We start from the raw sequence: 23,867 nt of genomic DNA on the forward strand, positions 1-23,867 counted from the left end.
CGGTACACTTTCATATCTTCTAATCATGTGATAAGAGACGTCGGTGTCTTAGCATCACAATAGATTCTTCCTTGAATAAAGCAGTATAAAAAAACACTGAAAACATTCAGTGTTTTTTTATTTGATAAAATATTGCTTTAAACGAACATCATACATCATATGAACAAGGGTCTCCTGATCCAGGTAGGTATAGTTTACACTCTTAAATTGATAATCATCCCAATTAGTACTCGGTAAACTAGATATTGTTAAAAGTGAACTTTGATGCTGACTTTCAATCTCTAATGGACTATATAATGTATAAGTTTCTCCGTCTTCATCTTCAAATGTATACATCACACTTTGGAGATTATAATCTGAATTATTTCTTAAATACGTCTGTAACACGACCTCGTCATCCTCTTTTTTCAGTAACGTAGCCTCCACAAACTCAATCTCTTCTACTTTAACTAATGGATCAATCATTTCTTGTTTAGTTAATTGATTGTAAGTATAAAAATCCCGTCCAACATCGTAGGTCACAACGGTCTCTTGGTAATTATCATCAACCATTTTAATCGTAAAGCGCGTCATTTTAAGATCATCTATCTGTAAACTACTTGGTCCAACACAACGAATCCAGCCACTTATATCATTTGGCTGTAATGTATCTTGCGTCACAATGGTCGTATGACGACCATTTTCTAACTCTACCTCAATCGTTAATCCTTTAATCGTATGCTTAGAATTATTTTTTATTCTTGTTTGATAGATAGCTAAATCACTACCTTCTTCTTGTTCAACAGATGCATCAATAAACTCAATTTCTCCAACACCAACGTAATGTCGGTCCACTTTTCCATCTGGTACCTCCATCTGACAACCACAGAGGCCTAACATGGCTACAAGTAATAACAATAATCTAAATTTTTTCTGTTTCATCTATCTTCATCCCTTTTGACTTTTCTACTATTAAAATGAACTCAAATAGATAAAGTTATACCCCCTGCCCTAATAAAAAAAGCAAGAGCGATTCGCTCTTGCTACCTTATAATAATTTTCTTCCTAAACCACTGTTATATAATCGATACCACTGTTCTCGTGTTAATGTCACCTTCATCGCTTCACAAATCGCCTGTAAGCGAGCAGGCGTCTTCGTTCCAACAATCGGCTGAATTTGTGCAGGATGACGCAATAGCCAAGCGACCATAATCGCTTCACGACTCACTCCATATTCATTAGCATACAACTGAATGAGTTTAATCATCTCTTCATGTTCTGATGACACTTCCTCTTTTGTTAAAGAACCACCTGCTAGCGGTGACCAGGCTTGCAACGTGATTTGATGATGACGACAATATTCCAGTGTCCCTTGACTTCGATAATCTAACGGATTCACTAGTGAATTGACATTCAATCCTTCATCAATTAGATTAGATTGTAATAACGACAGTTCCATCTGATTGGCAACTAATGGTTCATCTAAATAAGACTGTAAGAAGTCAATTTGTGCGCCATTATGGTTACTAACTCCAAAATAACGAACCTTCCCACTTTCTTTAAGTTTAGAGAAGGCTTTAGCTACCTCCTCAGGCTCCATTAAGGTATCTGGTCGATGTAATAATAAACTATCTAAATAATCAACCTTTAAACGACTTAAGATACCATCAACTGAATGCATAATATGTTCATAACTAAAGTCATAATGCGGAGCCGATCCTTCATATAAATCATTCATTAAACGAATCCCACATTTAGATTGGATAAAAATTGATTCACGGTCTACTAATTTGGCATCCCAAATCGAAGAAAATACTGTTTCGGCTTTTCCACCCTTATAAATATCAGCATGATCAAAGAAATTAATCCCTTGTTCTAATGCCGCCTCAACTGCTTTTATAGCTGCCACTTCATCTGATTTTGTTAGCGGTATCTTAGCATCCCATTCTCCACCTAATCCCATACATCCTAAAGCAATTTGTGAGACCATTAAATCACTTTTTCCTAATTGTGTTTTCTTCATAATAAACCCCTTTCCTCATCAACTTAACATCCATTATATCCTATATTAAATCACTATTAAACAAAAATGACAGACGTTTTCACATCTGTCACTTTTATTGCTCTGATTTCCTCAATTATACCTTTAATAAATCATCAAATGATTGCTTTTGTTCTGATAAAATATAGGCATCAATATCTTTTTTGATAAATCGCCATTCACGGCCGACTTTATGGCCTTTTAAACGGCCATCTTTAATCATATTATAAATGGTTTGATGACTAACTCTTAATAACGAAGCCACTTCCGAAAGCGTTAAAATTTCACGCTCGTCTTCTTTTGTCACTAATGATTGTGTCCGTTTTTTCGCTCCAGATTCACTAAGCGTTTCACTTAACTTTTGAAGAACGAGTACATCAGTCGACTCCAGCGTTGTATCACCACAGCAAGGACAAACATAAACAGTAATTCCCTCAATATGTAACTTTAAGTTTCCAAATCCAGACTGTATTGATGTCGTCTTGACCTCTAACTCATGTAAACATTTCTGACAAACTTTTTTCATAGGCTCACTCCCCTTCTCCATTCACTCTCCATTCTTAGTTGACTTCTTGATTCACTCACATAAATGTAATCTAATAACCGGACGACTTACTCTTCCTTGAATTAAGATAAAAACTCCTATTGATTAGTACTAATTACAAAACATTATAAACTAATTTTTTCCATTTTTAAAGAGTTGTGTCCTGAAAAAATATAAAATTAACACGAAAAATAAGTTGACAGTTCACTTTTTTTTATTCAAAAAAAGGTTAAAATCCAGAATAGATTTTAACCTTTTAACTATTTCCAACGTTTTAATGTTTTTAATTGTAAACAAAGTACCTGTTTTGTTAACCACTTTTGAAATTTATTCCCTGGCGATTGATTCACTATTTTTGAAATTTGTTGTTTCATTTCATCAATTGTTAAATTGGGAAGAATAAATTTCCCATTACGATAACATAAATAACAATATTCTTGAGAGAAGGTTCCATTATTTTCGTTCCCTAAAATACGTTCATTTAATGGTAAACCACAACTTTGACAAACTTTCTCCATTTTAATTCACTTCCTTCTTGATGAAATTACTACTAGGATTGTTCGCCATGATGTTCATAATGTTCGTGATTTTCATGATACTCCGGTTGTTGCTCAACTTGATGTTGTTGAAATTGATGTAATTTGGAATCTGATTTATAAGGAACGCGGCCTGAGGGAATCAATTGTGAAGCAGGACCTACATGATAATCTTGGTCATCAAAGAAAATATGTGCATTAAAGGCTTTTAAAACTTTATCCTTGGCAACGCCCCCTAAGAAGAACATCTCATCTATTTTACATCCCCATTTGCGTAACGTTAAAATAACACGTTTATGAGCCGGTGAATTTCTCGCCGTCACAATCGCAATTTTTAGTAGTGAATCATCTTTTTCTTTAATTTTAGAAAGTGTCTTCAATAATTTCGCAAATGGACCTTCATTCATTGCATTTTCAGCATTTGCATTTTCGTTTTCATAGAAAGCTTCTAATCCTTCTTGTTTATAAATTAATTCAGATTCATCAGAGAACACAACCGCATCTGCATCAAAAGCAATACGGATTTCTTTTTGGTTTGGATGATAATCACGAGGTGCATCATAAACTAGAGCAGCTGCAACCCCTTGATCAATCGCATCTTGAACTTCTTTTTCATTACGAGATAGAAATAGATCAATATTAAATGCCTCTAAATAAGGGTGTTTAGCCTCCCCACCCGTAAAGGCTGCTCGGACAATATCTAATCCATATTCTGAGATACTATTAAAAACACGCAATCCTGTCTCTGGACTATTACTTGATAAAATAATCACCTCAACAATTGGCTCTTCAAACTTCTCATTTAAGCTTAGTAAAGCTTCAATTAACGGAAAAGCTGTCCCCTTTGGTAAGACAGTATTCTCATGCTCAATTTGATAATGTGTATATGCTTCAATTCCATTGTTCTCAAAAATTTGATTTTCATGTTCAAGATCAAATAAAGCACGACTTGAAATTGCCACCACTAACTTATCGCTTAAATCATATGCCACCTTTACTCACCTCTTACACTCATATTTAACATTATATGTGGATAACTTTATACACTCATTATATATATTTTTTCCCATTTTATCAATATAAGTCAACTGATGTCTAATATAAAAAAGCTGTTGTTTACTCTAAAATCCCCTTCTAAAACAATATAATTAATGTTAAACACCTTTCTTTGAAATTAATCAACAATGAACGTTAATCGTATTAAATAGACAAAGCAACCAAAAATTAACCTTAAATACTAAAAAAACTATCTCTAAAAGCTCCCATATAAATTCATAAATTAAGTTACTTGATAACGCCATCAATATTAAATAATGTTCATCAAGTGACTCATGATAATGTCCCGCCTCATCTATGCTTTCTAATCGTCTGTTCCAAAAATGATATGCCACCTTCTAAAGCATACTTGCTTCAAAAATCAATATTTAAAATACATTCAGAGTTTGGGAGAGGTGATAGTGGTTCCCGCTGCTCTCCTTCAAAATAAATATGAACGTTATATAACTCCATTAAATCAGCGCCCTTTCCGGAGGCAATAAAACAAACTGCATTAATCTTACATTGAGCGTCTTTAAACAACTCCTTTATCCAACGATCGACACTATATGAACGAGTCGTCATCAGTTCAATCGATAAAGATTGTTTATCTTGTTGTTGAATATAACCTAATAGTGGAATCCACTTGCCAAGACCACTATAAGTGACCTGATCTAAAAACAAACGATGATCAAAGGCAATACTTAAGGTTGAAATCGGAATTTTATTCGAGATTACACCTGCTAAAATTCCCACTGCTTGCGCTTTTGCAACCATGAACTCATCAGCAGAGAAATACACTTCCACTTCTAATGCCTGTAAATAAGAAATTAATGACTCCCCTCCTGTAAAAATAACTTGATCAATATTTAATTGGTGAACAGATAAGCTTTCAAAAACCATTGGGGAAATAGATGGATTATCGGCTGAAAAAATGAAGATTTCAATAATTTGATGATTGAATTTCATTAATTGTTGTAAAAAAGAAAATAAAACTCCCTTTACATAAGTTCCCTCACACACTTCATTCATCTGAAATACAGCACGTAAATCTACTCCAATCTTCAACATCTCCATCTAATTCGCTCCCCTAACATATGTATGACAGTATATGAAGATTCCTCTATCATTTAGAACTTCCCTTAAAGAAAAAAGGCTTCTCTATAGAAGCCCTCTTTTTAATGTTGTTCAAATGTTTCGCAGCTAGCTGTCACATGATTAATTTGAACGTCTTCAGCATAACATTTTTGATGATCATTATGTTTACAATGACAGGCACTACATTTAATATTATTAACACCTGCTTTCTTAGGTGCAGCATTAAATTCTGTCGCAAATTCGGCGTCTGCTTTTAAATCTTGATCAGCAAAGCTTTTACATAATGTTTCATCTGTTGTTAATGCATGTGTTCCTCGAACATTGACAACTCCAGCATAGCAATTTCCATTATTATCATTATGTACACAATTATGTGCACCGCATTTGATTGACATAATACAACCTCCATTTGTGGCAACTATATAGTTTACCTCATGTATTTTCCCCTTTATTGATACAAAATATTCTCCTTTCATGAAGATAAAATTGATACAAAACGATTTTTTTACTTAAAATTTGACTTTTTTTATTTCTATAATCATTTTACTTTTCAAATCAAAAATTGCATGTTAAAATAAAGTCACTTTTATAAGTTAGACCTTATTTGAACGTTTTGTAGGTAGGTAGGTTTAGAAAGTTATAAAAGAAGTATAGGTAGAAACATTTAACAAAAAAGTTAAATGCTTGGTAGAACAGTAGGAGGAATTGAATATGAGTCAACAAGCAACAACTGCGAAACGTGACGGATTTAGTTCACGTTTTGGACTAATCGCAGCTGCTGCAGGTTCAGCAGTTGGTCTAGGAAACATTTGGAAGTTCCCGTACATCGTAGGAGAAAACGGTGGATCAGCCTTTATTTTAGTTTATTTAATTTCAATTTTAGCAGTAGGGATTCCAGTTTTATTGGCTGAGTTCATTATTGGACGCCGCGGTCAGGCCAATGCGGTTCGTTCATTTAAAAAGATTGCACCCAACACGAAATGGTCAGCAATTGGATGGATGGGAATTATTAGTGCCTTCATGATTTTAGGTTTCTATACAGTCATTGCAGGATATACCATCCATTATTTCATTTTAACCATTACTAATTCATTTGCTGGAATGTCAGCAGCACAAATTACTGACACTTTTAATAACTTCTCATCAAGTTCAACACCAATCATTTATACAGTGATTTTCATTATCTTATCACTTGCTATTTTATTTGGTGGAATCAAAGATGGAATTGAGAAATACACTAAAATATTAATGCCTGGACTTGTTGGAATTATCGTTTTATTAGTTATTCGTGCTATCACATTACCGGGAGCAGGTGAAGGAATTCAGTTCTTATTAAAACCAGATTTTAGTGAATTATCAATAAAGGCTATTTTAGATGCTTTAGGACACTCATTCTTCTCACTAAGTGTTGGAATGGGGACGATGTTAACATACGGTTCTTACATTAGTAAAAAAGAAAACTTAACATCCGTAACTTTCTCAATTGCAGCAGCAGATACAATGATTGCTTTACTTGCTGGACTAGCCATCTTCCCAGCTGTATTCGCATTTGGTATTGATCCAACAGCCGGACCTGGTTTAGTCTTCATTACTTTACCAAATGTCTTCTTACAAATGCCTGGTGGAGTTATCTTCGGTGCGTTATTCTTCTTATTATTATTTATTGCAGCTTTAACTTCAGTTGTCTCAATCTTCGAAGTTATCATCGCTTATGTTACGGAAGAATTAAAAGTTAACCGTCGTAAAGCAATGGGATTAACAACATTAGCAGTTATTGTAATCTCAACATTCTGTGCTTTATCACAAACATCGGATTCAGCTTTAGTCTTCAATGGGCATACATTATTTGATTGGATGGATTTATTATCAGCTAACGTATTACTTCCAATTGGTGGATTATTAATCATGATTTTCTTAGGATTTATCATGAAAAAATCTGACATTAAAGATGAATTACAACAAGGATCAAAATCAATTAAAAATACAATGGCTTACATCACAGTGACAAAATTTGTTGCACCTGTCGCTATTGCTATCGTATTCTTAACTGGAATCCAAGCCTTATTTAGCTAAGCAATTCTAAAAACTGTTTCATGATGAAACAGTTTTTTTATGCATTATTTCATATATCTAACATTAATCTTTCAATATACTTTGACATTTTCCGTTCATAATAATTATGAAGACAGTAATTCAATTCATATGAGGAGGTCAATAGACATGAATAATCATCAATTAGTTCAACTTTTAAAATTTACTAATCTATATCTATTTTTTCAAAATTCATCTGTATTATTCTCCTCCTTTACTAAAAAAATACGTCAAATGATTTTATTTGAAGATGAATAACATAAAAAAAGAGAAAGTTTTGGCTTTCTCTTTTTCTGTTATTCGTGAACAGTAACAACAAACTTTAATTGTTCTAACTTCTAACAAAACTTTCTGATGAGGTATTTTTAATGTTACTAAAATCCCCATCTTCATCAACCTCTAAATCTCATAATAAAACACGAAGAAATCCATACATTCCTCCCTTAATACCTTCATTTCATATAGTTAAACATTCCACTCTGCCAATCCTAAAAACACAAAAAGAAAGTTTTCAGTTTTAACAACCTCACTCAATAAAATTATTAAAAATATTGATTGAAATCTTAGCTAATTGATGCTCATTCAAATAAATCTTAATTAGATCATTTACTGTATCAATTAACCCTCTTTATAAATCCGATAGAATGACTCATCCTCCAAACACTATCTTTCTCAAAAAAATATCCGATTATTTCATGCGATAAAACTCATCTGGCTGACATCCAATTTGACTAATATACAATTTACGAGTAAAAGCTTTTATTTTATCCAGATGTTCTTCCACCATTTTTTCACCAACTGCTTCCAATGCTTTTATATTTTTTATACTGGCATTATCCATATGAGGACTGACATCAAATTGACTTAAATCTGGTTCAATTCTAAAATATTGATCCCGAATATGCTGGCACCGATACAGGACTTTTAATTGATGATCAACGGTCTGAGAACCTGCTGAACCATAAATATCAATGACAGGGACCACCCATCCCACTTTTCCCCATCTTTTAGATGATTCATACGGATACGTTTTACCTTTAGAACCTGTCCCTAATGACAAAATCATAATATCATCTGGTGACGGTTGAAAAGGAAACTTACAAGCTTCAACATAAGCGCATAACGCAGGATTATTCGCAAACATTCCCCCATCAATTAAGGAGTATGACTCTTCTTTAGACTGATTATTTAACTTAGCAACCGGAAAATACGTAGGAGCAGCTGTTGAAGCCCGAATCACCTCTCGAACTAAAAAATTTTTATCAACCTCTCGATAAGCATTCATCTGATTAAAAAAAATGGCTTCCCCATGTTCCACATCATACGCTGGAAACAAACATGGTTTCACCAAATCTTCTAACCGTAAGTCACCAAAATAATCAGCTAACATCTTTTCAAGCTTTTCAGCCTTATATAAAGGACTCGTTAAGCCAAAATAATCTATGATTTGCGTTTTCCATGACCGTTCAAACATTTCACCTCCATGAGCTAAGTACAAATCTAATACCTCTTTAGCACTATACTTTGCATGAGTACTTCCAAAACCATCTGGACAAAGATACAAGCCTGCTAAGATACTTCCTGTACTCGTTCCAGCAATCAAATCAAAATAATCACTAATTCTTGTATTGGGATTTTTACTATACTCTTGCAACAACTCTTCTATCTTTATCATAATTTTAGCTGGAATAATTCCGCGTATTCCACCTCCATCAATCGATAGCACTCGAATTTTCCTTTTCATCTCTATCCCCCTCCTACTAATTAATATATGAGCATATATACAATATAATAATTAATCATTCCATATCAGATGTGCCTGACTATTTATATCCTTTATTAAACTGGATAGGCGAAAAACTGGCCTTATCTTTTCATCTTAGAAGGATTTTTATTTTTAATAGCATACTAATAGCTTTCTGAACCACAGGCATAGTAAGTGATTGTCAAATATACAAAAAAGAGACTAGCAACTAGTCCCTTATAAAATATCAGGTAATAATTCGATATAAAAATCAGAAAAATCATTTTGTAATGCCTCTTCTAATAAATCCTGAACTTTAGAATACAACCTAACCGATACATAATCATCATTAGGAAGTACATAAATAGAAATCCAAATCTTTCTGCCTGTGCGCACTACATCATACGTTGTTTCATGCAAATGATACGACTTTAGAATGGGTTCACATTTGTCTTTAATTAATACCATTGTTTCCTCTTCAGGAGCCATTAAAAAAATATCTCTCATCGCTGTTAAAACGGCACGAATTGGTAACGGTAAAATAAAACACGACAAAAAAATCGCAATGATTTGATCTAAATAAGGCAACAAAGCATCGAACCAAGGATGACTAACAAATGTAGGAACCAAAAAAGCAACTGACATCCCAAAACTTGCAATCGCATCAATGGACCACTCCATCATTTCTGTTTTCAAAATAGGGGAATTTGAATCTCGATTTAAGCGCCTCAATATTAAGATTACAATCACACTCAAACCTGCTGCAAACAACTCAAAATAAGCAATTTGCGTAAACTGAATATCACGCCCCCCATGAAACATCAACTGTACATTGTTTACGACAAGTGCCACTGTCACAGAAGCTAACACAAACCCTTTAATCGCAATAAACAACGATTCAACTTGCGAATAACCATAAGGTTGTTTTTCACTGACTGGCTTATAAAGTAGTGGAACAAGCTTTAATGAAAATAAGATCATCATCAACTCTGATGCATCATAAATTGAATCCATTAAAACAGCTTGCGACTTTGACAGAATAGCCATCAGAAGCTCCGCTAATACAAATAAAACCCCTGCTCCTAAAGAAATTTTCAAAGCTATTCGTTCTCTCTTCTCTTCTAAGCGCCTATCCATTCTTTCACAACTTTCTTTATCATTTTATATTCTATTATATTAAAGTAAATGAAAAATTACGCATAAAAAAATCGATACTAATATAAAAACGTTCTTTTAGACAACTATATCTAATTAAAAAACAACAAAAAAGACATCCCGGTGAGGATGTCCTTCATGATATTAAATGGTGCGGGTGACAGGAGTTGAACCTGCACACCAAAGGTACTAGAGCCTAAATCTAGCGCGTCTGCCAATTCCGCCACACCCGCAATTTGATTACTTTTTTATTATATCATCTTTTCAATAAAAAACAAGTAGAAAATAAAAAAAATGGTGTCCTGCAGAGGACTCGAACCTCTGACCCTCTGATTAAAAGTCAGATGCTCTACCAACTGAGCTAGCAGGACACAATTTAATTGGCTGGGCTAGCTGGATTCGAACCAGCGCATGACGGAGTCAAAGTCCGTTGCCTTACCGCTTGGCTATAGCCCATTTTTTCTTATTGTCTAGCAACACTCGCATAACACTTGTAAAGTTCAATAATGATTCATAACTTTTAGTTATTTTATCATTCTTTTCACTTTCAGCGTGTTATAAACGCTCGCTTATGCTTTTCTTGTTATGGTGGAGGATGACGGGCTCGAACCGCCGACCCTCTGCTTGTAAGGCAGATGCTCTCCCAGCTGAGCTAATCCTCCATATTTTATGGTGCCGGAAACAGGACTTGAACCCGCAACCTACTGATTACAAGTCAGTTGCTCTACCAATTGAGCTATTCCGGCTTTTTTTACATTGTCTAGCAACACTCGCATAACACTTGTAAAGTTCAATAACAATTCATAACCTCTAGTTATTTCATTGTTCTTTCCACTTTCAGCGTGTTATAAACGCTCATTTTTGCTTTTCTTTTAATGGTGACCCGTACGGGATTCGAACCCGTGTATGCATGCGTGAAAGGCATGTGTGTTAAACCGCTTCACCAACGGGCCTTTTCTGTCGTTCCGCTTGGTACACATATATAATATCACGCCTGTCGAATTGTGTCAACAAATTATTCAAACTTTTTGCCGAAATTTTTCTCTTTTTATACTATGAGCAAAAATCATCGCTTTATACAAAAAAAATCTATCTTACGATAGATTTTTTTCACCTTCAATTCCGAGCTCTTTAAGTTTTTCAAAAACAGGTTGAAGTGCAAGTTCTTGATTTCGATAAAAGATACTTCCACGAATATGGATAAAATGCCATCCAGCACGTTCAAGCACGCCTTGACGCTCAAGATCTTGTTCAATCTTTTCAACACCATAGAACGTATCACCGTCACATTCAATCGCTAAACGTTGACGCTCTCCTTCAACCACTAAATCCATTTGATACTTTCCAATGGACACCTTCGACTTCACAACATAACCACGAGATTCAATAGCTTTCATCACATCACGTTCTAGCAACGTTTCACACTCATGACTTATTAACTCATACATCGGTTTTGGATTTTGACAATAAGCTAATAATTCATAACGTAAATCTTCCGCTGATAACTCGCTAATAGAAACCGAATGATATAGACGCATCTGACACTTCGCGCGACTAGCTGCAACATTAAAACGTTGCGTGTACATCTTCTTATTTAATGCATTGTAACGCATATTAGGTGCGATAACTAAGGATAAGAACATCACATCACGCTCATCTCCTTGGAACGAATAAGCATCGCCACAAATAATCTGACGCTCAACCATGACCTTCTCCCCAACCGCATCTAATAAGAGTTTCTGAATTAACTTCGCTTGCTCAGCACCAAGTAAAGAAATCACACCCATGCTTTTTCCATCATATATTGGATTTTCAACACAAGCTTTAATATCAGAAACAATTCGCTTCGCCTCATTTAAATTCGTCTTCTTCTCATCTCGAGCACCATCTTCAACATAAATTGCCATCACAGCAGGATTAAACTGTTCAGATAAAACGGGTAATTTAAGCGGAATCATTTCATTATGATAAGCTAACTCATTTGAGAATCCGATAATTTCAGGTACACAACGGAAATGTTCCTTTAACATGAGCTTTCCTTTACTCGAAAAGACGCGGCAAGCAATATCATAAAGAGACGTTTGGAAATCATATGAATTCCCATTTTCAATATTATACAAATATCGACTCATCAAATCTTTAACTGACGCCTCAGAAATCCCCGGCATCATTGGACTAATCTGCTGATCATCTCCAACAATAACCACCTTTTTTCCACGCATTAAAATCGGTAAACTTAACACATTACACTGACTACTTTCATCAATAATAACCACATCAAATAAATCAGGATTCACCTTAAAATTCTCAATGGCCTCTTTGACCGGCATAATCCAAACTGGAATCGCACTTTGGCACTTCTCCATCTCAACACGAGCCTCACGTCTAAACTTCTGCGCCTGTCGTCCCGTTCCTTTTCCAATTCGATTCATCTTCTGCATCCATGTTTGAAGCGCACGGTCCTCTTCAGGCGTCACACGATCTAACTGATTCTTCCACGTCATTTTGAAAATTAATTGCTTAATCAATGAGATTTCTTCTTTTTCAAGCATTTGCATCTTTAACTCAAGCTCACCATTTTTCCAATCTTCAAGTGAATCTAAAAACGTCGTTAACTTCGCATAATCAAAAATCTCAGCCAAACTTCCAGGCATCGGCTCCACCATACCGATTGTATTCACTAACTCATTCGCAAATAACGGCATCGCCACCTTTAGTTCATGCAGCAATCCATAAAAGATTTGATATTGCTCTTTAATCTGATTTAATGACTGGATTTTCCCTAATATTTCAGCAAATAACTCTAAATCTTTATTCACTAAAGCATTATAAAGCTCCTGACCAACTGAATGAAGTTGTTCACCGATAAGTAGTGGCTTATATTTACTTAAAAGAACTTGATAAACCTCTTGCCACCCTTTTTGTCTTATTTTATTTTGCGTCAATTCAATCGAATAAGATAACGCCTTTAAATCAGATAAATTTTCATAACCAATTTTTTTATACCCTTGAACAATTGGTGATAAAAAGTCATTTAATTGCTGAATTTCTTCAAGGCATTCCATAATAATACTAAATTGCTTCATCTTTTGATTATGAGCAAACAATACCTGACTTTCATTACCATCAATAAACTCACCACCATTAGGTGCCATATTCTTATTCCAAATCTTTGCAAACTTAGCTAACAATTCGAGCTTTTGTCTTTGGGATTCAATGCGATTTAAATCATCTAACGTTGAAAGTTTTTGACCATTAATACGCGTATTTTCATAAAAGGCACGAATATCAGAATTAAATGTTAAATAAAGTCCTCCAATCCCTTTACCCGCTTGAAGACGTTCTTTCAAAGAAGTAATGATACTTTCATACTTTGGATGATCATAGTAATCACACTCAACCACATCATTAACAATCAATACTTCTATTTCATTGACTTTCATAATGATATCTTTTAGACGATTAAAGACAGTCTCCCAAATCAATGATCGTTCTTCATTTAACAAGCATTCTTCAAGTATCCGTTGTTCCAGTGGATCTTGTAGCTTCTCAAGCTTTTGACATAATGGTTCTAGTTGACGTCCAAGTTCATCAATAAACGTACGATTCTCTTCAAACTCGTATAGCTTTGGCATCAACTTAAGCTCTTGAATTCGCGTCGAGTAACACTGCTCTTCACTTAATAACTTGCGATACTCCTCAACGCTCATTAAACGACTTAACGCTGGTAACTTTAATTGAGCTAAATCTTTATGCTGTGCAGGAAGCATCCCTTTTAACTCCCACAACGTCACAAACTGATCTTCAGTTAGTGGAGACACTGCATCCATTGAGACTTTATCCTTAACCCAGCCAAATCGGTCCACCTGTTCTGCCACTAATTGCGCCATCTCATAAGGTTGACAAATCTTATCCTTCCAAACTTGACCTTTTGAATCTAATTCCTTGAAACGAACAATATTATTCTTTGTAATACTCATCTGGCGTCGTACCATATCTAACTGGCGACTCAACACTTGAATCTCTTTATCTAAAAGCTTTGTATCATAGGTCGCTAATCCTTCAGAAATCATTCGAATTGATTGCTCAATCTGCGCAAGTGATTGACGATCTCCACCTAAAAACGACACACACAACGATTGAATTTCTTCCGGTAACTTATCAATTAACACACGTAATGCCTTATCTTTCTCACTTGTCACCAATACACGCTTTCCATGCGCTAATAAATGAGCAATCAAATTAACAATCGTATGACTTTTCCCGGTTCCTGGAGGGCCTTGTACTGTTACAGCAACATTATTTGCTAAACGTCTAGCAATATCCTTTTGCTCTTCATTCGCAGGAAGTGGAAATAATAATTGTTCTCCAATGCCTACCCAATCCTTTAATTCATCCTGTGATTGCCTCAATCCATCTACATCAATAATTGCTTGAATCGTTTTTGGAATTCTTCCACCTTCTTCAAGATACTCAATCGTCGACTGTAAATCCTCTTTTAATAAGGCTTCTGAACGCTTTCGAATGAAAATCACACTCTGTTGCTTAACCATTGGAAACTTACTAACAGGTTCTACCTCATCTTTTCCTAAATACAATCCATTTGGATGCATATAATGAATCAATTGACGTAAAATTCCCTCCGACTCCTCAATATCAAACGGAGAGATCATCGATCCAGACACAGCTTCCTTCAGTTGCATGATTTCCTGCTGATTCGCAAACTCAACACCGGCTAAAACTTCTAAATCTAATTGATATCCTCTCGTGCTCGGCAATAACTTCGCCACACCTCTTTCGGCATCAAAATCTAACTCCAATTTCATAACGAGCATCGGGTGATGAATTGGATATTTTAATTGATAAGATAACACACCAATTCCCATCATAATTTCAAGAGATTGCTCTTCTGATTTCATCATCTGTCTCAGTTGGAAAAAGTAATCATACATTTTTTGAATCTGGCGTTTACGCTTTTGATTAAGAGCCCATTCTTTCCACTCTTCAATCCACGTCTCATACATCTTTAAACAATACTTCATATGAAGGGGTAAATCTTTCATTTTGTCGAGCGCTTCATTAACCTCAATAAACATCTCAGAATGTTGGATTAAAAATCTTTCCCATTGGGTTAACTCGATCTTCCCCTGATGAACATGACTCACCTTTTTTTGAAGCTGTTCCCAGTTTTGATTCATAATTTCTTCTAATTCAACACCCGAGCAAATCACACTTCCATCCTTAGTATAGTCAAATTGTAATAATTCAAAAATTCTCCCTAATTTATGATCAAACATTGGATAATCATTTTTAAAGACTTGTTGGTGCACCTCAAGATAAGCGTCTGCATCAACACCATCTCCTCCTAAAAAACATCCATCCCCAAGTGGCAACTCATCTAGCATCCAAGACTTTTCATACTGCTTCAACTCACGAATCGGTTGACTTGTTAAATGGCGGAGTGCTAATAGATATTCAAATAACTGCTTTACCTTCTTGTCCAAAATTTTCACTCCTTTAACTCACACTTTTCTTCATTATATCACGAAAAGCAACAATCTCCGCACCTATATATACATACATATTCCGACAAAATCTAAAAAAGGTGACCAGTCAAAGACTAGACACCATTTTTAGAACCTTCATTTACCATATATACCCCTTGTAGCTGTTCCATAAAATCATGATCCTTCGTTGAAAGACGTATACTTCCTATCACAACAATCATTAAAAAAGAAAGAACTAGAAAAAGAAACATTAAATACTTAAACCACCATCTACGTTTCTTATTATCATAATCTTTATATATATCACAATCTACAACCTCATCACCCACATAATCAATCACAACGCCAGCTTCCTTTAACTCTTCCTTATTAAGTTCTTCATAAACTAAAGAATCACCATAACAACTAATAGGAGTAATATTATTCTTTTCCATAATAATCCCTCCTCCTACTAACTATTATATTAAAAAGACTAAAAAACGACACAAAAAAGGGGCGTTCTCACGAATCACCCCTTTTAAATTATTTTGCCACGCTACCTGCAATATTTAAAACATCCCATGTTCTTGCGAATGGTGGTGCATAGCATAAATCTAACATCGCTAATTGATCAGTGGTTAAACCAGCAAAAATAGCTGTAGCTAAAACGTTAACACGTTGAACAGCATCTTTACGCCCAACAATTTGTCCACCTAAGATAACTTTTGTGTCAGCATTATAAATTAATTTAACATTAATTTTTGATTGCCCTGGATAATAAGACGTTTGATTCATATCTGTAATGAATACAGTTTTATAATTAATTCCTAGATTAATCGCTTCTTGTTCAGATAATCCTGTACGCCCAGCCTCTAAATTCATAACTTTTAAACAAGCTGAAGCTAAAGATCCGTTGAACGTATGATGAGCACCTGCTAAGTTTTCACCAATAATACGTCCCATCTTATTTGCGACAGTGGCTAAAGGAATATATGCAGGTTCAGATTTTAAAATATGATTAATACTTGCACAATCACCCGCAGCATAAATATCTTCAATAGAAGTACGACCTTCATGATCAATGACTAAAGCACCATTACGTAACATCTCAATTCCAGTACCTTTTAAGAAGCTAGTATTTGGACGAACACCAGCCGTTAAAACAACAATATCAACGTCAAATGTTTCATCATTTGTTTTAATTTGAGTGACTGCCTCATCTCCGACTAACTCAGTAACCGTTTGTGATAAATGTAAGTGAACATCATGTGCACGTAACTCTTCTTCTAATAAATCTGTAATTTCTTTATCAAATGTATCCACTAAAACACGATCATTTAATTGGAAAACATGAACCTCTTTTCCGTATTGTTTAGCAGCTTCGACTACTTCTAATCCAATAAACCCCGCTCCAACAATTGCTACACGTTTTAATGCCTCATTTTGCATAGCATGTTTTAAAGCTTCTCCATCCTCCATGCTCTTTAACGTATACACATGTTTTAAATCGACATTTTTGATTGGAGGAATAATGGCACTAGCACCAGTAGCAATCATTAACTTATCATATGTATCTGTGAATGTCTCACCAGTTAATAAATTTTTAACCGTGATACATTTATTATCGGTATCCACATTAAGTACTTCATGTTCAATATTAACTGTAATTCCAGATGCATTAAATTGTTCAACCGTTCTAGCAATCATCTTTTGTGAATCTTCAAAGAAGTTTCCAACAAAATACGGTAAACCACATGCACCAAAAGAAACATGTCTAGACTTTTCATATACTGTGATTTGTGCTTCTTTATTAGCACGTTTTAATTTAGCTGCTGCACTCATTCCTGCAGCAACACCACCTACAATAATGACTTTCATAATAAACCTCCTTAGGTTAGAAAATTTCATCATAGCTTATAATCTATCCATATGAAATGTAGCAAAAAAAAACACCCCGAAGGATGTTAATAATCATATTGGAGCGGGTGAAGAGAATCGAACTCTCACAGTCAGCTTGGAAGGCTGAAGTTCTACCATTAAACTACACCCGCGTATTGGGGCGACTGATGGGAATCGAACCCACGAATGTCGGAGCCACAATCCGATGCGTTAACCACTTCGCCACAATCGCCATGGCAGGGGTGGCAGGAATCGAACCCACACTAACGGTTTTGGAGACCGCTGTTCTACCGTTAAACTACACCCCTAATTATTTAATTAATGGTGCCGGAAGCAGGACTTGAACCCGCAACCTACTGATTACAAGTCAGTTGCTCTACCAATTGAGCTATTCCGGCATTTATTTAATTATGGTGGAGGATGACGGGCTCGAACCGCCGACCCTCTGCTTGTAAGGCAGATGCTCTCCCAGCTGAGCTAATCCTCCACTTAATGGTGACCCGTACGGGATTCGAACCCGTGTATGCATGCGTGAAAGGCATGTGTGTTAAACCGCTTCACCAACGGGCCATTAAGTAATTAATGGCGCCCCAACTAGGACTCGAACCTAGGACCCCTTGATTAACAGTCAAGTGCTCTAACCAACTGAGCTATTGAGGCATTTTTGCCTAGCGACGTCCTACTCTCGCACTTGCGTACTACCCTCGGCGCTAAGGAGCTTAACTTCTGTGTTCGGTATGGGAACAGGTGTGACCTCCTTGCCATCATCACTAGACTATTTAATTGGTGCCTAGGGCCGGAATCGAACCGGCACGGGTGTCACCACCCGCAGGATTTTAAGTCCTGTGCGTCTACCAGTTCCGCCACCCAGGCATTTCGTTTATTTCAAGGCACGCGCCTATTTTTTGAAAATGGTGTCCTGCAGAGGACTCGAACCTCTGACCCTCTGATTAAAAGTCAGATGCTCTACCAACTGAGCTAGCAGGACATCATTGGCTGGGCTAGCTGGATTCGAACCAGCGCATGACGGAGTCAAAGTCCGTTGCCTTACCGCTTGGCTATAGCCCATGATTAAAGTGGTGGTGGGGGACGGATTCGAACCGCCGAACTCGGAGAGAGCGGATTTACAGTCCGCCGCGTTTAGCCACTTCGCTACCCCACCAGCTGGTGCCGGAAGCAGGACTTGAACCCGCAACCTACTGATTACAAGTCAGTTGCTCTACCAATTGAGCTATTCCGGCATTTATTTAATTATGGTGGAGGATGACGGGCTCGAACCGCCGACCCTCTGCTTGTAAGGCAGATGCTCTCCCAGCTGAGCTAATCCTCCACTTAATGGTGGCTTGGGACGGAATCGAACCGCCGACACAAGGATTTTCAGTCCTTTGCTCTACCGACTGAGCTACCAAGCCTTTTTTAAAATGGCGGTCCAGACGGGAATCGAACCCGCGATCTCCTGCGTGACAGGCAGGCATGTTAACCGCTACACCACTGGACCTTTTGGTTGCGGGGACAGGACTTGAACCTGCGACCTTCGGGTTATGAGCCCGACGAGCTACCAACTGCTCCACCCCGCGATGTTATATTTAAATTTAATATGGCGGAGGAAGAGGGATTCGAACCCCCGCGACGCTTTCACGCCCTGTCGGTTTTCAAGACCGATCCCTTCAGCCGGACTTGGGTATTCCTCCATTTTATCCATATTCTCTTTGGTAGCGGAGGAGGGACTCGAACCCCCAACCTCACGGGTATGAACCGTACGCTCTAGCCAGTTGAGCTACTCCGCCATTTATTGTATTTGCTAATATTTAATTGGTGGAGACTAGGGGGATCGAACCCCTGACCTCCTGCGTGCAAGGCAGGCGCTCTCCCAGCTGAGCTAAGTCCCCATGGGTATTTATTTAATGGTCGGGAAGACAGGATTCGAACCTGCGACCCCCTGGTCCCAAACCAGGTGCTCTACCAAGCTGAGCCACTTCCCGAGTTTTATGGCGCCCCAACTAGGACTCGAACCTAGGACCCCTTGATTAACAGTCAAGTGCTCTAACCAACTGAGCTATTGAGGCATTTTTGCCTAGCGACGTCCTACTCTCGCACTTGCGTACTACCCTCGGCGCTAAGGAGCTTAACTTCTGTGTTCGGTATGGGAACAGGTGTGACCTCCTTGCCATCATCACTAGACTATTTAATTGGTGCCTAGGGCCGGAATCGAACCGGCACGGGTGTCACCACCCGCAGGATTTTAAGTCCTGTGCGTCTACCAGTTCCGCCACCCAGGCATTTCGTTTATTTCAAGGCACGCGCCTATTTTTTGAAAATGGTGTCCTGCAGAGGACTCGAACCTCTGACCCTCTGATTAAAAGTCAGATGCTCTACCAACTGAGCTAGCAGGACATCATTGGCTGGGCTAGCTGGATTCGAACCAGCGCATGACGGAGTCAAAGTCCGTTGCCTTACCGCTTGGCTATAGCCCATGATTAAAGTGGTGGTGGGGGACGGATTCGAACCGCCGAACTCGGAGAGAGCGGATTTACAGTCCGCCGCGTTTAGCCACTTCGCTACCCCACCAGCTGGTGCCGGAAGCAGGACTTGAACCCGCAACCTACTGATTACAAGTCAGTTGCTCTACCAATTGAGCTATTCCGGCATTTATTTAATTATGGTGGAGGATGACGGGCTCGAACCGCCGACCCTCTGCTTGTAAGGCAGATGCTCTCCCAGCTGAGCTAATCCTCCACTTAATGGTGACCCGTACGGGATTCGAACCCGTGTATGCATGCGTGAAAGGCATGTGTGTTAAACCGCTTCACCAACGGGCCTGTTCCCTTAATTCGACTTCTTTAGTTTACCATGTTTGTCATTTTATGTCAAACACTTTTTTTATTTTTTTTGACATCTTTAGGTTTGTTATCCTAAAAATCAGCACTCAATTAGTTTATCATGCCCATCTATCTATGTCAATGGCTTTTTTTATTTTTTATATAATAATTTGTTCTATCATCAGTAAAAGAATATCCTTACTTTCCAACAGTATATTAAATTTGAGCTGACTACCATAATTATACCAAATTAAAGTATTATGTTTACCGTTATCCAAACAACAAAATGATGTATTTGAATCGAAATTTATTTAATATGATTAATAAATAATTTTCTAAAAAGCCTCGTCTTTTAGATACGTTAAAATAAAAAAAGCATCAAGTAAACTTCATAAATGATATCTTATTATAATGCTGGGCTAAACCTCATAAATCTTCATTTCAAGAAGATTATCTTAAATAATTCAAACTAAATAGTGAAACCTGATCTATATGAAATTATACGCTGTTAGACTGAGGATTGTTTTTATATGAAAAATCTATAATAATATCCTTTTCTTCATTTTTAATCCATCTTCCTTACTCTCTAATCAACTAGTAACATATCTAAAAAAAGCAGACTATCAAAAGATGTATTTCCATATTTTAAAATAAAGAAAGAAATTAGGATTAATCACTATTAAATTTGAGGCTCATGATTATTCAAAGCTATTATACGAACACATCTGATATGGAGTCAACAACCCTAATTTGATGAATTATAATTCCTTATTTGAAAAATTCTATTATGCTAACACTATACTAAGTAAATTTGATTCGCTGTGTTTTAGATAAATGTTGATTGAAATATAATAAAAAGATGTTGACAGCGAACATCTTTTTTTATTTAGTAAGTTTTTATAAAATTTTGCAAAGATAACACTCTTCTGAGATACTTTCTAAAAGCTTGCCATAGTTATCGACTAATGTAGCCCTATCAAAAGTTACAGTGTCCTGATCTCCAACCTTGAAATTGATAATCTCTGCATTTTTAACAAGCGATAATATAGTCATCGAGTTACCTTGTAAAATCTCATTTAAGGAAGCTTTTGATGTTGAACCGTCTTCTAACTCAACCGTCGCCTCATCAAATAGTTTGTAATTAATCGTAATCTCATAAGGTTCCTGACTTGTTTGTAATTCAAAACTATCTAAGTACTCATGAGCTGGTAATCTTCCGATAATATTACCGACAGCAGAATTATCACCCACATAAGAATCTTTATAATTTAATAATTCAGTCATAGAAGTAACAGGAGTAGCTTTTTCACAACCTACAAGACCTAATAAAGTTAAAATCGAAAACATAATTAACTTCTTCATTACTATACCCCCTATTTCATATTATACAGTGAAATTAGGTTTTTCATCTCAATTATTACATTTAATATTACAGAATTCGGGGTTGAACATATGACATATCAACACTCTTCTAAAACAGAACCATTTGATTTATATTTAACATCTTATAATAACTATCTGTCTCCATTTCTAAAACTAGTTAATAAAGGTATACTATTCTTAAACTTCTAACAGAAGGAATTAACAATTTAATAGATAAATAGTTAAAGTAACCTTCTTCATCTATAAAGTATTAGCGTGATCATATCAATTTTCTTTAGTTATAAAAATTGAAACAGTGAATTACTACTAGATTCTAAAATCAGGGTAATTTTCTATTGTATATGACTTTATATATATCGTTTTATTCAGAACAAAAAAAAACATCCCGAAGGATGTTAATAATCATATTGGAGCGGGTGAAGAGAATCGAACTCTCACAGTCAGCTTGGAAGGCTGAAGTTCTACCATTAAACTACACCCGCGTATTGGGGCGACTGATGGGAATCGAACCCACGAATGTCGGAGCCACAATCCGATGCGTTAACCACTTCGCCACAATCGCCATGGCAGGGGTGGCAGGAATCGAACCCACACTAACGGTTTTGGAGACCGCTGTTCTACCGTTAAACTACACCCCTAATTATTTAATTAATGGTGCCGGAAGCAGGACTTGAACCCGTGTATGCATGCGTGAAAGGCATGTGTGTTAAACCGCTTCACCAACGGGCCATTAAATCATTTAATGGCGCGCCCAAGAGGAGTCGAACCCCTAACCTTTTGATCCGTAGTCAAACGCTCTATCCAATTGAGCTATGGGCGCTATTTAGTTGGTGCCTAGGGCCGGAATCGAACCGGCACGGGTGTCACCACCCGCAGGATTTTAAGTCCTGTGCGTCTACCAGTTCCGCCACCCAGGCATTTCATTTATTTCAAGGCACGCGCCTATTTCTTAAAAATGGTGTCCTGCAGAGGACTCGAACCTCTGACCCTCTGATTAAAAGTCAGATGCTCTACCAACTGAGCTAGCAGGACTTTTTAAAATGGCGGTCCAGACGGGAATCGAACCCGCGATCTCCTGCGTGACAGGCAGGCATGTTAACCGCTACACCACTGGACCTTTATTGAATGGTGGCTTGGGACGGAATCGAACCGCCGACACAAGGATTTTCAGTCCTTTGCTCTACCGACTGAGCTACCAAGCCTTTTTTAAAATGGCGGTCCAGACGGGAATCGAACCCGCGATCTCCTGCGTGACAGGCAGGCATGTTAACCGCTACACCACTGGACCTTTTGGTTGCGGGGACAGGACTTGAACCTGCGACCTTCGGGTTATGAGCCCGACGAGCTACCAACTGCTCCACCCCGCGATGTTATATTTAAATTTAATATGGCGGAGGAAGAGGGATTCGAACCCCCGCGACGCTTTCACGCCCTGTCGGTTTTCAAGACCGATCCCTTCAGCCGGACTTGGGTATTCCTCCATTTTATCCATATTCTCTTTGGTAGCGGAGGAGGGACTCGAACCCCCAACCTCACGGGTATGAACCGTACGCTCTAGCCAGTTGAGCTACTCCGCCTTTTGTTATTTATTTTTAATGGTCGGGAAGACAGGATTCGAACCTGCGACCCCCTGGTCCCAAACCAGGTGCTCTACCAAGCTGAGCCACTTCCCGAACTTTTATGGCGCGCCCAAGAGGAGTCGAACCCCTAACCTTTTGATCCGTAGTCAAACGCTCTATCCAATTGAGCTATGGGCGCTATTTAATTGGTGCCTAGGGCCGGAATCGAACCGGCACGGGTGTCACCACCCGCAGGATTTTAAGTCCTGTGCGTCTACCAGTTCCGCCACCCAGGCATTTCGTTTATTTCAAGGCACGCGCCTATTTTTTGAAAATGGTGTCCTGCAGAGGACTCGAACCTCTGACCCTCTGATTAAAAGTCAGATGCTCTACCAACTGAGCTAGCAGGACATCATTGGCTGGGCTAGCTGGATTCGAACCAGCGCATGACGGAGTCAAAGTCCGTTGCCTTACCGCTTGGCTATAGCCCAATGTTTA

14 protein-coding genes, 51 tRNA genes and 2 rRNA genes are annotated in these 23,867 nt (G+C 37.3%); 1 reads left to right on the forward strand and 66 read right to left on the reverse strand.

Features of this window, described 5'->3' with window-relative positions:
• Positions 1-117: 117 nt before the first annotated feature.
• From J0J69_RS04845 to J0J69_RS04875, 7 genes are all read right to left on the reverse strand, one after another.
• Positions 118-921: a hypothetical protein gene (locus tag J0J69_RS04845; RefSeq protein ID WP_212726103.1), complete on the reverse strand. Its 804-nt coding sequence runs from the start codon at positions 919-921 to the stop codon at positions 118-120.
• A gap of 106 nt (positions 922-1,027) precedes the next feature.
• Positions 1,028-2,002, reverse strand: coding sequence for an aldo/keto reductase (locus J0J69_RS04850; protein WP_212726104.1), 975 nt, complete (start codon positions 2,000-2,002; stop codon positions 1,028-1,030).
• Positions 2,003-2,117: 115 nt separating this feature from the next.
• Positions 2,118-2,546 (reverse strand): helix-turn-helix domain-containing protein, encoded by a 429-nt coding sequence (locus J0J69_RS04855; protein WP_212726105.1) that lies wholly within the window; start codon positions 2,544-2,546, stop codon positions 2,118-2,120.
• A 278-nt stretch (positions 2,547-2,824) separates the two neighbouring features.
• Positions 2,825-3,082, reverse strand: a complete 258-nt coding sequence (locus tag J0J69_RS04860) for a zinc ribbon domain-containing protein (protein ID WP_068758925.1) — start codon at positions 3,080-3,082, stop codon at positions 2,825-2,827.
• A gap of 32 nt (positions 3,083-3,114) precedes the next feature.
• Positions 3,115-4,092, reverse strand: a complete 978-nt coding sequence (locus J0J69_RS04865) for a 5'-nucleotidase (RefSeq protein ID WP_068758926.1) — start codon at positions 4,090-4,092, stop codon at positions 3,115-3,117.
• A 418-nt stretch (positions 4,093-4,510) separates the two neighbouring features.
• Positions 4,511-5,212 carry a 5'-nucleotidase gene (locus tag J0J69_RS04870; protein ID WP_212725209.1) on the reverse strand — a complete coding sequence of 234 codons (702 nt, stop codon included), beginning with the start codon at positions 5,210-5,212 and terminating at the stop codon, positions 4,511-4,513.
• A 101-nt stretch (positions 5,213-5,313) separates the two neighbouring features.
• Positions 5,314-5,628: a DUF1540 domain-containing protein gene (locus J0J69_RS04875; RefSeq protein ID WP_055245049.1), complete on the reverse strand. Its 315-nt coding sequence runs from the start codon at positions 5,626-5,628 to the stop codon at positions 5,314-5,316.
• Between the two features lie 316 nt (positions 5,629-5,944).
• On the opposite strand from J0J69_RS04875, the gene J0J69_RS04880 reads away from it, so the two are divergent.
• Complete coding sequence (locus tag J0J69_RS04880) at positions 5,945-7,306, forward strand: sodium-dependent transporter (protein WP_212725208.1); 1,362 nt, start codon at positions 5,945-5,947, stop codon at positions 7,304-7,306.
• Positions 7,307-8,012: 706 nt separating this feature from the next.
• Here J0J69_RS04880 and J0J69_RS04885 read toward each other — a convergent pair.
• The 59 genes from J0J69_RS04885 to J0J69_RS05175 all read right to left on the reverse strand — a co-directional run bounded on the left by J0J69_RS04885 (position 8,013) and on the right by J0J69_RS05175 (position 23,860).
• On the reverse strand, positions 8,013-9,068 hold the full coding sequence (locus tag J0J69_RS04885) for a patatin-like phospholipase family protein (protein ID WP_055274733.1): 1,056 nt from the start codon (positions 9,066-9,068) through the stop codon (positions 8,013-8,015).
• 237 nt (positions 9,069-9,305) lie between these two features.
• On the reverse strand, positions 9,306-10,205 hold the full coding sequence (locus J0J69_RS04890) for a cation diffusion facilitator family transporter (protein ID WP_055274732.1): 900 nt from the start codon (positions 10,203-10,205) through the stop codon (positions 9,306-9,308).
• 167 nt (positions 10,206-10,372) lie between these two features.
• Positions 10,373-10,456 (reverse strand) — tRNA-Leu (locus J0J69_RS04895).
• A gap of 62 nt (positions 10,457-10,518) precedes the next feature.
• A tRNA-Lys gene (locus J0J69_RS04900) sits at positions 10,519-10,594 on the reverse strand.
• A gap of 10 nt (positions 10,595-10,604) precedes the next feature.
• Positions 10,605-10,679 (reverse strand) — tRNA-Gln (locus tag J0J69_RS04905).
• A 130-nt stretch (positions 10,680-10,809) separates the two neighbouring features.
• Positions 10,810-10,885, reverse strand: a tRNA-Val gene (locus J0J69_RS04910).
• A gap of 8 nt (positions 10,886-10,893) precedes the next feature.
• Positions 10,894-10,969, reverse strand: a tRNA-Thr gene (locus J0J69_RS04915).
• A gap of 130 nt (positions 10,970-11,099) precedes the next feature.
• Positions 11,100-11,176 (reverse strand) — tRNA-Glu (locus J0J69_RS04920).
• Between the two features lie 141 nt (positions 11,177-11,317).
• Positions 11,318-15,727 (reverse strand): PDDEXK-like endonuclease domain-containing protein, encoded by a 4,410-nt coding sequence (locus J0J69_RS04925; RefSeq protein WP_212725206.1) that lies wholly within the window; start codon positions 15,725-15,727, stop codon positions 11,318-11,320.
• A gap of 116 nt (positions 15,728-15,843) precedes the next feature.
• Positions 15,844-16,164, reverse strand: coding sequence for a hypothetical protein (locus J0J69_RS04930; RefSeq protein ID WP_068758931.1), 321 nt, complete (start codon positions 16,162-16,164; stop codon positions 15,844-15,846).
• An 88-nt stretch (positions 16,165-16,252) separates the two neighbouring features.
• Positions 16,253-17,587, reverse strand: coding sequence for a CoA-disulfide reductase (locus tag J0J69_RS04935; RefSeq protein ID WP_237252733.1), 1,335 nt, complete (start codon positions 17,585-17,587; stop codon positions 16,253-16,255).
• 99 nt (positions 17,588-17,686) lie between these two features.
• Positions 17,687-17,760: transfer RNA gene (locus J0J69_RS04940), tRNA-Gly, on the reverse strand.
• A 4-nt stretch (positions 17,761-17,764) separates the two neighbouring features.
• A tRNA-His gene (locus J0J69_RS04945) sits at positions 17,765-17,840 on the reverse strand.
• Between the two features lie 2 nt (positions 17,841-17,842).
• A tRNA-Trp gene (locus tag J0J69_RS04950) sits at positions 17,843-17,916 on the reverse strand.
• Between the two features lie 14 nt (positions 17,917-17,930).
• Positions 17,931-18,006 (reverse strand) — tRNA-Thr (locus J0J69_RS04955).
• A gap of 13 nt (positions 18,007-18,019) precedes the next feature.
• A tRNA-Val gene (locus J0J69_RS04960) sits at positions 18,020-18,095 on the reverse strand.
• A 6-nt stretch (positions 18,096-18,101) separates the two neighbouring features.
• A tRNA-Glu gene (locus J0J69_RS04965) sits at positions 18,102-18,178 on the reverse strand.
• A gap of 13 nt (positions 18,179-18,191) precedes the next feature.
• Positions 18,192-18,268, reverse strand: a tRNA-Asn gene (locus J0J69_RS04970).
• Positions 18,269-18,274: 6 nt separating this feature from the next.
• A 5S ribosomal RNA gene (gene rrf, locus J0J69_RS04975) occupies positions 18,275-18,383 on the reverse strand.
• A gap of 9 nt (positions 18,384-18,392) precedes the next feature.
• A tRNA-Leu gene (locus tag J0J69_RS04980) sits at positions 18,393-18,481 on the reverse strand.
• A 39-nt stretch (positions 18,482-18,520) separates the two neighbouring features.
• Positions 18,521-18,596, reverse strand: a tRNA-Lys gene (locus J0J69_RS04985).
• 5 nt (positions 18,597-18,601) lie between these two features.
• A tRNA-Gln gene (locus J0J69_RS04990) sits at positions 18,602-18,676 on the reverse strand.
• Between the two features lie 9 nt (positions 18,677-18,685).
• A tRNA-Tyr gene (locus J0J69_RS04995) sits at positions 18,686-18,770 on the reverse strand.
• A gap of 3 nt (positions 18,771-18,773) precedes the next feature.
• Positions 18,774-18,849 (reverse strand) — tRNA-Thr (locus J0J69_RS05000).
• A 13-nt stretch (positions 18,850-18,862) separates the two neighbouring features.
• A tRNA-Val gene (locus J0J69_RS05005) sits at positions 18,863-18,938 on the reverse strand.
• A gap of 6 nt (positions 18,939-18,944) precedes the next feature.
• Positions 18,945-19,020: transfer RNA gene (locus tag J0J69_RS05010), tRNA-Phe, on the reverse strand.
• A 10-nt stretch (positions 19,021-19,030) separates the two neighbouring features.
• A tRNA-Asp gene (locus tag J0J69_RS05015) sits at positions 19,031-19,106 on the reverse strand.
• 3 nt (positions 19,107-19,109) lie between these two features.
• Positions 19,110-19,185, reverse strand: a tRNA-Met gene (locus J0J69_RS05020).
• A gap of 21 nt (positions 19,186-19,206) precedes the next feature.
• Positions 19,207-19,299, reverse strand: a tRNA-Ser gene (locus tag J0J69_RS05025).
• 19 nt (positions 19,300-19,318) lie between these two features.
• Positions 19,319-19,395, reverse strand: a tRNA-Met gene (locus J0J69_RS05030).
• A gap of 26 nt (positions 19,396-19,421) precedes the next feature.
• Positions 19,422-19,497: transfer RNA gene (locus J0J69_RS05035), tRNA-Ala, on the reverse strand.
• 16 nt (positions 19,498-19,513) lie between these two features.
• Positions 19,514-19,590, reverse strand: a tRNA-Pro gene (locus J0J69_RS05040).
• A 7-nt stretch (positions 19,591-19,597) separates the two neighbouring features.
• Positions 19,598-19,674, reverse strand: a tRNA-Asn gene (locus J0J69_RS05045).
• Positions 19,675-19,680: 6 nt separating this feature from the next.
• A 5S ribosomal RNA gene (gene rrf / locus J0J69_RS05050) occupies positions 19,681-19,789 on the reverse strand.
• A gap of 9 nt (positions 19,790-19,798) precedes the next feature.
• Positions 19,799-19,887 (reverse strand) — tRNA-Leu (locus tag J0J69_RS05055).
• A gap of 39 nt (positions 19,888-19,926) precedes the next feature.
• A tRNA-Lys gene (locus J0J69_RS05060) sits at positions 19,927-20,002 on the reverse strand.
• Between the two features lie 5 nt (positions 20,003-20,007).
• Positions 20,008-20,082 (reverse strand) — tRNA-Gln (locus J0J69_RS05065).
• Positions 20,083-20,091: 9 nt separating this feature from the next.
• A tRNA-Tyr gene (locus tag J0J69_RS05070) sits at positions 20,092-20,176 on the reverse strand.
• A gap of 3 nt (positions 20,177-20,179) precedes the next feature.
• Positions 20,180-20,255 (reverse strand) — tRNA-Thr (locus tag J0J69_RS05075).
• 13 nt (positions 20,256-20,268) lie between these two features.
• Positions 20,269-20,344 (reverse strand) — tRNA-Val (locus J0J69_RS05080).
• A gap of 6 nt (positions 20,345-20,350) precedes the next feature.
• Positions 20,351-20,427, reverse strand: a tRNA-Glu gene (locus tag J0J69_RS05085).
• Positions 20,428-21,324: 897 nt separating this feature from the next.
• Entirely contained in the window at positions 21,325-21,789 is a 465-nt protein-coding gene (locus J0J69_RS05090; protein ID WP_237252669.1) for a DUF4825 domain-containing protein, read from the reverse strand.
• Positions 21,790-22,218: 429 nt separating this feature from the next.
• Positions 22,219-22,292: transfer RNA gene (locus J0J69_RS05095), tRNA-Gly, on the reverse strand.
• A 4-nt stretch (positions 22,293-22,296) separates the two neighbouring features.
• Positions 22,297-22,372 (reverse strand) — tRNA-His (locus tag J0J69_RS05100).
• A 2-nt stretch (positions 22,373-22,374) separates the two neighbouring features.
• A tRNA-Trp gene (locus tag J0J69_RS05105) sits at positions 22,375-22,448 on the reverse strand.
• A gap of 105 nt (positions 22,449-22,553) precedes the next feature.
• Positions 22,554-22,630: transfer RNA gene (locus J0J69_RS05110), tRNA-Arg, on the reverse strand.
• 8 nt (positions 22,631-22,638) lie between these two features.
• Positions 22,639-22,727: transfer RNA gene (locus J0J69_RS05115), tRNA-Leu, on the reverse strand.
• Between the two features lie 39 nt (positions 22,728-22,766).
• Positions 22,767-22,842: transfer RNA gene (locus tag J0J69_RS05120), tRNA-Lys, on the reverse strand.
• Between the two features lie 9 nt (positions 22,843-22,851).
• A tRNA-Asp gene (locus tag J0J69_RS05125) sits at positions 22,852-22,927 on the reverse strand.
• A gap of 9 nt (positions 22,928-22,936) precedes the next feature.
• Positions 22,937-23,012, reverse strand: a tRNA-Phe gene (locus J0J69_RS05130).
• A 10-nt stretch (positions 23,013-23,022) separates the two neighbouring features.
• Positions 23,023-23,098, reverse strand: a tRNA-Asp gene (locus J0J69_RS05135).
• Between the two features lie 3 nt (positions 23,099-23,101).
• Positions 23,102-23,177, reverse strand: a tRNA-Met gene (locus J0J69_RS05140).
• Between the two features lie 21 nt (positions 23,178-23,198).
• Positions 23,199-23,291: transfer RNA gene (locus J0J69_RS05145), tRNA-Ser, on the reverse strand.
• A 19-nt stretch (positions 23,292-23,310) separates the two neighbouring features.
• A tRNA-Met gene (locus tag J0J69_RS05150) sits at positions 23,311-23,387 on the reverse strand.
• Positions 23,388-23,406: 19 nt separating this feature from the next.
• A tRNA-Pro gene (locus J0J69_RS05155) sits at positions 23,407-23,483 on the reverse strand.
• 8 nt (positions 23,484-23,491) lie between these two features.
• Positions 23,492-23,568: transfer RNA gene (locus tag J0J69_RS05160), tRNA-Arg, on the reverse strand.
• An 8-nt stretch (positions 23,569-23,576) separates the two neighbouring features.
• A tRNA-Leu gene (locus tag J0J69_RS05165) sits at positions 23,577-23,665 on the reverse strand.
• A gap of 39 nt (positions 23,666-23,704) precedes the next feature.
• Positions 23,705-23,780, reverse strand: a tRNA-Lys gene (locus tag J0J69_RS05170).
• 5 nt (positions 23,781-23,785) lie between these two features.
• Positions 23,786-23,860, reverse strand: a tRNA-Gln gene (locus tag J0J69_RS05175).
• Between the last annotated feature and the right edge of the window lie 7 nt (positions 23,861-23,867).

Origin of the sequence: Turicibacter bilis (genome assembly GCF_024499055.1) — a bacterium.
Classification (GTDB): domain Bacteria; phylum Bacillota_I; class Bacilli_A; order MOL361; family Turicibacteraceae; genus Turicibacter; species Turicibacter bilis.

Coding starts and splice junctions, on each gene's coding strand:
- J0J69_RS04860 (WP_068758925.1), bottom strand. CDS start 3,082: ATGGAGAAAGTTTGTCAAAGTTGTGGTTTACCATTAAATGAACGTATT.
- J0J69_RS04875 (WP_055245049.1), bottom strand. CDS start 5,628: ATGTCAATCAAATGCGGTGCACATAATTGTGTACATAATGATAATAAT.
- J0J69_RS04890 (WP_055274732.1), bottom strand. CDS start 10,205: ATGGATAGGCGCTTAGAAGAGAAGAGAGAACGAATAGCTTTGAAAATT.
- J0J69_RS04880 (WP_212725208.1), top strand. CDS start 5,945: ATGAGTCAACAAGCAACAACTGCGAAACGTGACGGATTTAGTTCACGT.
- J0J69_RS04885 (WP_055274733.1), bottom strand. CDS start 9,068: ATGAAAAGGAAAATTCGAGTGCTATCGATTGATGGAGGTGGAATACGC.
- J0J69_RS04930 (WP_068758931.1), bottom strand. CDS start 16,164: ATGGAAAAGAATAATATTACTCCTATTAGTTGTTATGGTGATTCTTTA.
- J0J69_RS04855 (WP_212726105.1), bottom strand. CDS start 2,546: ATGAAAAAAGTTTGTCAGAAATGTTTACATGAGTTAGAGGTCAAGACG.
- J0J69_RS04845 (WP_212726103.1), bottom strand. CDS start 921: ATGAAACAGAAAAAATTTAGATTATTGTTATTACTTGTAGCCATGTTA.
- J0J69_RS04850 (WP_212726104.1), bottom strand. CDS start 2,002: ATGAAGAAAACACAATTAGGAAAAAGTGATTTAATGGTCTCACAAATT.
- J0J69_RS04870 (WP_212725209.1), bottom strand. CDS start 5,212: ATGGAGATGTTGAAGATTGGAGTAGATTTACGTGCTGTATTTCAGATG.
- J0J69_RS05090 (WP_237252669.1), bottom strand. CDS start 21,789: ATGAAGAAGTTAATTATGTTTTCGATTTTAACTTTATTAGGTCTTGTA.
- J0J69_RS04935 (WP_237252733.1), bottom strand. CDS start 17,587: ATGAAAGTCATTATTGTAGGTGGTGTTGCTGCAGGAATGAGTGCAGCA.